Annotated in this window: 4 protein-coding genes and 1 pseudogene; 1 reads left to right on the forward strand and 4 read right to left on the reverse strand. The window is 70.6% G+C overall.

What is annotated here, in order from left to right; genetic code table 11:
• Positions 1–287: pseudogene (locus tag O3Q52_RS49225) on the reverse strand (collagen-like protein); the annotation flags it as partial.
• A gap of 700 nt (positions 288–987) precedes the next feature.
• Between O3Q52_RS49225 and O3Q52_RS49230 the strand changes: the two are divergent.
• Positions 988–1515: an isochorismatase family protein gene (locus tag O3Q52_RS49230; RefSeq protein ID WP_269654951.1), complete on the forward strand. Its 528-nt coding sequence runs from the start codon at positions 988–990 to the stop codon at positions 1513–1515.
• A gap of 245 nt (positions 1516–1760) precedes the next feature.
• Here O3Q52_RS49230 and fdhD read toward each other — a convergent pair whose 3' ends face one another.
• From fdhD to O3Q52_RS49245, 3 genes are all read right to left on the reverse strand, one after another.
• Positions 1761–2624 carry a formate dehydrogenase accessory sulfurtransferase FdhD gene (gene fdhD / locus O3Q52_RS49235; protein ID WP_269654948.1) on the reverse strand — a complete coding sequence of 288 codons (864 nt, stop codon included), beginning with the start codon at positions 2622–2624 and terminating at the stop codon, positions 1761–1763.
• A gap of 7 nt (positions 2625–2631) precedes the next feature.
• Positions 2632–3492, reverse strand: a complete 861-nt coding sequence (locus tag O3Q52_RS49240) for a 2Fe-2S iron-sulfur cluster-binding protein (RefSeq protein ID WP_269654949.1) — start codon at positions 3490–3492, stop codon at positions 2632–2634.
• Positions 3489–4601: NADH-quinone oxidoreductase subunit F (locus O3Q52_RS49245; protein ID WP_269654950.1), on the reverse strand; the 1113-nt coding region annotated here is incomplete at its 5' end. The genes O3Q52_RS49245 and O3Q52_RS49240, both read right to left, overlap by 4 nt.

A 4601-nucleotide genomic window follows, 5' to 3' on the forward strand; every position in this document is an offset into this window, starting at 1 on the left:
GGCACGCGCACGCGGTCGAGCAGGTCGTCGACGGCCTCGGACGGATCGGGTGCCGCCGGGGTGCCGCCACCGGCCTCGACCTGGGCGCGCAGATCGCGTACGTCCTGCGCCAGCGTCGACACGGCCTCGCCGCGCCGGTCCGCCTCGGCGCGCAGCCCGTCGGCCCTGCGGTCGCCGGCGTCGATCCGCGCCCACAGGATGACCGCGATGCCGCAGAGCGCGATCAGCACGCAGACGAGGAAGATGCTGCGCCAGCGCGGAGCAAGCAGCCGCTGGAACCGGGTCACGGCGCTCCTCCCAGTCGGTGGATGCCGAGTCGCAGACGGGCGATCTCCGACTGGTCGGCGGTGTGCATCGTCGACAACTCGTCGATGTGCGTGTCGCGTTCGGCGATCTGGCGCCAGGCCCTGTCGTCAAACTCCCGTCGTCCGCCCGGAGGGCGGGCCCCGCGGCGTCAGGTGCGTGCTCTCGGCGTGCCGGGCACAGGCCCTCGTACTGGACGTACTCGGGTCTGTGCTCGGTGCGGCGAGAGTGCGTGCATGACGCCGCGGGGCAGGCGGGAGTTTGACGACAGGGCCTGCGGTCGCGCTCGGACTGGAGCTTCTCGGTCAGGCTCGAGTAGCCGTTCAGGGCGTTCTCGCCCCGCTTCCCCAAGTACGCCACGACGGTCGCGCCCAGCACGCCCGCGCAGGCAAGTAACGAGCCGAGCAGGGTGGTGCCGGCATCCAAGTATCTGCCTCCTACCTGGACGACGAGCCGTGCGTACGGGGCCCGTTCGAGGTTGTCCGGAGCAACGAGGCAAGTGCCTCCGGGGTACGCGCCCACCCCGGTCGTACCTCCGGACGGGTGCTGACGGAGTGTCACATCCGGCTGTACCACCGGTTGGCGACGATGGGGTCCAACCCGAGCAGTTCACGGGCCTGTTGATCCGGATTTCCAGTACGGACGGCTGATGCGGGCTAACGTTCCGTCATGAACGCACCGGACATGGAACCCCGCCTGGCCCTCGACCCCGCGCACACCGCCCTCGTGCTCGTCGACCTGATGGACCGCATCGTCGGACTGCCCCTGGAGCCCCATAAGGGGACCGAAGTCCTTGCCGTCGCCGAGGAGTTGGCGGCCGTCTTCCGGCAGGTGGGCGCGCTCGTCGTACTCGTGCGCGTGGAGCGGCCCGGTGTCCACGAGCAGCCGCCCGGCAGTGGTCTGGTGGCGGGGCTCGCGGCGGAGGGCGACGTCGAGATCGTGAAGCGGACCATCGGCGGCTTCCAGGGCACGGGGCTGCACGAGCGGCTCCGCGAACACGGCATCTCCACACTGGTGTTCGGCGGAATCGCCACCAACCTCGGCGTCGAGTCCACCGCCCGCGCCGCCGGCGACCTCGGCTACGACCTCGTCTTCGTCGAGAACGCCATGTCCGCCCTCACCGGCCCCGAACACGAGGCCTCGGTAAAGCTGGACTTCCCACGCCTGGGCACGGTCGTTGCGGCCGACGAGGTGCGCTTCGCAAAGGGCTGACCGGCAAGCAGGCCAACTGAAGCAGGCCAACTACTGGCTTGCGAGTGAGCCGAAGGGGCGCGCCTGTGTCGAGAGACCGAGCGCGCGGAGGCCCCGACGAAGGAGGGGGCGAGCACGGTCGGGCTCTCGACACAGGCTGTAGCGCCCCGGAGGCGCACCGAGCACTTGAAACAGCAGGGCCCCTCCGGCGCAGGGGGCGCTCCCCGCCGGGTGGGGGCCCCGCCGCCGTGCAGCGGGGAGACCGGTCAGCCCTGGGTGGCCGTGGCCCGCAGGGCGATGCGGTGCTCGCCCGCGTACACGTTCATGGAGGTGCCCCGCAGGAAGCCGACCAGCGTCAGGTTCGACTCGGCGGCCAGGTCCACCGCGAGCGAGGACGGCGCCGAGACGGCCGCGAGGAACGGGATGCCCGCCATCACGGCCTTCTGGGCCAGCTCGAAGGACGCCCGGCCCGAGACGAGCAGGATCGTGCGGGAGAGCGGCAGCGAGCCGTTCTGGAGGGCGCGGCCGACCAGCTTGTCGACCGCGTTGTGCCGGCCCACGTCCTCCCGGATGTCGACGAGTTCGCCGTCCTCCGTGAACAGCGCCGCCGCGTGCAGACCCCCGGTCCGGTCGAACACGCGCTGCGCCGCGCGCAGCCGGTCGGGGAGGCTCGCGAGCAGTTCGGGTTCGAGCCGCACCGGGGGAGCCGTGTCGCCCGCCGTGTCGTCGATCGACCAGCGGGCGGTCGTACGGACCGCGTCCAGGCTCGCCTTGCCGCACAGGCCGCAGGACGAGGTCGTGTACACGTTGCGTTCGAGGGTGATGTCGGGGATGACGACGCCGGGCGCGGTCCGCACGTCGACGATGTTGTACGTGTTCGAACCGTCCACCGTCGCCCCCGCGCAGTACACGATGTTCTGCAGTTCGTCGGCCCTGCCGAGGACCCCCTCGCTGACCAGGAAGCCCGCCGCGAGCGCGAAGTCGTCGCCCGGGGTGCGCATCGTGATCGCGAGTGGTTTGCCGTTGAGGCGGATCTCCAGTGGCTCCTCGGCGACGAGCGTGTCAGGGCGGGTGGAGACCGCCCCGTCCCGGATGCGGATCACCTTGCGTCGTTCCGTGACTCGTCCCATGTCCTGATCAGTCCCGGTTCTGTACGTGCTGGTAGCCGAAGCGGCCCTTGATGCAGAGGTTGCCGTGGGTCACCGGGTTGTCGTGCGGCGAGGTGACCTTCACGATCTCATTGTCCTGCACGTGCAGGGTGAGATTGCAGCCCACTCCGCAGTAGGCGCACACCGTGGTCGTCTCGGTCTGCGCCGGCTCGTCCCACGTACCCGCCGCCCGCATGTCGAACTCCGACTTGAACGACAGCGCGCCCGTCGGGCACACCTCGATGCAGTTGCCGCAGTACACGCACGCCGAGTCGGTGAGCGGCGCGTCGTGCTCGACGGCGATCCGGGCGTCGAAGCCGCGCCCGGTGACCGAGATCGCGAAGGTGTTCTGCCACTGGTCGCCGCAGGCGTCCACGCACTTGTAGCAGAGGATGCACTTGTCGTAGTCGCGCACGTACAGGTCGTTGTCGACCTTCGGCTCCTCGTTGAGACGGGCCGCGTCCGGGCCGAAGCGGTCGGGCTTCGCCTCGTACTCCTTGAGCCACCCGGCGACCTCCGGTGTGGTCGAGAGGTCGACCGAGGACGCGAGGAGTTCGAGGACGATCTTGCGGCTGTGCCGGGCGCGCTCGGTGTCCGTCTGCACCTGCATGCCCGCCTCGGCCTTGCGGGAGCACGCCGGGACGAGGGTGCGCGAGCCCTCGACCTCGACGACGCAGACGCGGCACGCGTTCTTGGGGGTGAGCGTGTCTCCCTGGCAGAGGGTCGGGACGTCCTTGCCCACCGACCGGCAGGCGTCGAGGATCGTCGACCCCTCCGGGGCCCGCACGGGCTCACCGTCGATCGTGAACTCCAGCAGACGGCGGGGGATCCCCAGCGGTATCAAGGTCATTCGTACGCCCCCAGGCGGTCGATGGCGGATTCCACGGCGTTCCACGCGGTCTGCCCGAGACCGCAGATCGAGGCGTCCTTCATGGCGCGGCCCACCTCGCGGAGCAGGGCGATGTCGGACGCCGCCGCCGCGCCCGTCCGGTCGACGATGCGGTGCAGCGCCTCCTCCTGGCGCACGGTCCCGACCCGGCACGGCACGCACTGACCGCAGGACTCGTCGCGGAAGAACTCGGCGATCCGCAGCAGCAGCCGCGGCAGCGGCACGGTGTCGTCGAAGGCCAGCACGACCCCGGAGCCGAGCGTCGCGCCCGCCTCCCGCGTCCCCTCGAAGGTGAGCGGGATGTCCAGCTCGTCGGGCCGTACGAAACCACCGGCCGCGCCGCCGAGCAGCACCGCGCGCAAACGTTTACGTACGCCCGCGAGGTCCAGCAGCTCGCCGAGCGTCGCGCCGAACGGCAGCTCGTAGATGCCGGGCCGGTCCACGCTGCCCGACACACAGAACAGCTTCGGTCCGGTGGACCTGCCGGTGCCGATCGCGGCGTACGCCTGCGCTCCCATCGTGAGGATGGGCAGCACGTTGACCAGCGTCTCGACGTTGTTCTCGGCAGTGGGTTTGCCGAACAAACCCTTCTCTACGGGGAAGGGCGGTTTCGACCGCGGTTCTCCTCTGTACCCCTCTATGGAGTTGAAGAGGGCGGTCTCCTCGCCGCAGATGTACGCGCCCGCGCCGCGCCGGATCTCGATGTCGAAGGCGTACCCCTGGCCGAGGACGTCGTCGCCGAGCAGCCCACGCGCGCGTGCCTGCCCGATGGCGTGCTCCATGCGTTCCAGGGCCCGCGGGTACTCGCCGCGCAGATACAGATAGCCCTTGTGCGCCCCGACCGCGTAGCCCGCGATCGTCATCGCCTCCACGAGGGAGTACGGGTCGCCCTCCATGACCACGCGGTCCTTGAAGGTGCCCGGCTCGGACTCGTCGGCGTTGCAGACGAGGTAGTGCGGACGGTCGGGCCCCGACGCCGTGGCCTGCCATTTGCGGCCGGTGGGGAAGGCGGCGCCGCCGCGCCCGACCAGGCCCGCGTCGGTGACCTCGCGGATGACCCCGGCGGGGCC

Origin of the sequence: Streptomyces sp. ActVer (genome assembly GCF_027270795.1) — a bacterium.
GTDB lineage: Bacteria > Actinomycetota > Actinomycetes > Streptomycetales > Streptomycetaceae > Streptomyces > Streptomyces umbrinus_A.

What these genes read in the sequence shown, in the direction of transcription:
- O3Q52_RS49230 (WP_269654951.1), top strand. Translation starts at nt 988, where the DNA reads ATGGAACCCCGCCTGGCCCTCGACCCCGCGCACACCGCCCTCGTGCTC.
- fdhD (WP_269654948.1), bottom strand. Translation starts at nt 2,624, where the DNA reads ATGGGACGAGTCACGGAACGACGCAAGGTGATCCGCATCCGGGACGGG.
- O3Q52_RS49240 (WP_269654949.1), bottom strand. Translation starts at nt 3,492, where the DNA reads ATGACCTTGATACCGCTGGGGATCCCCCGCCGTCTGCTGGAGTTCACG.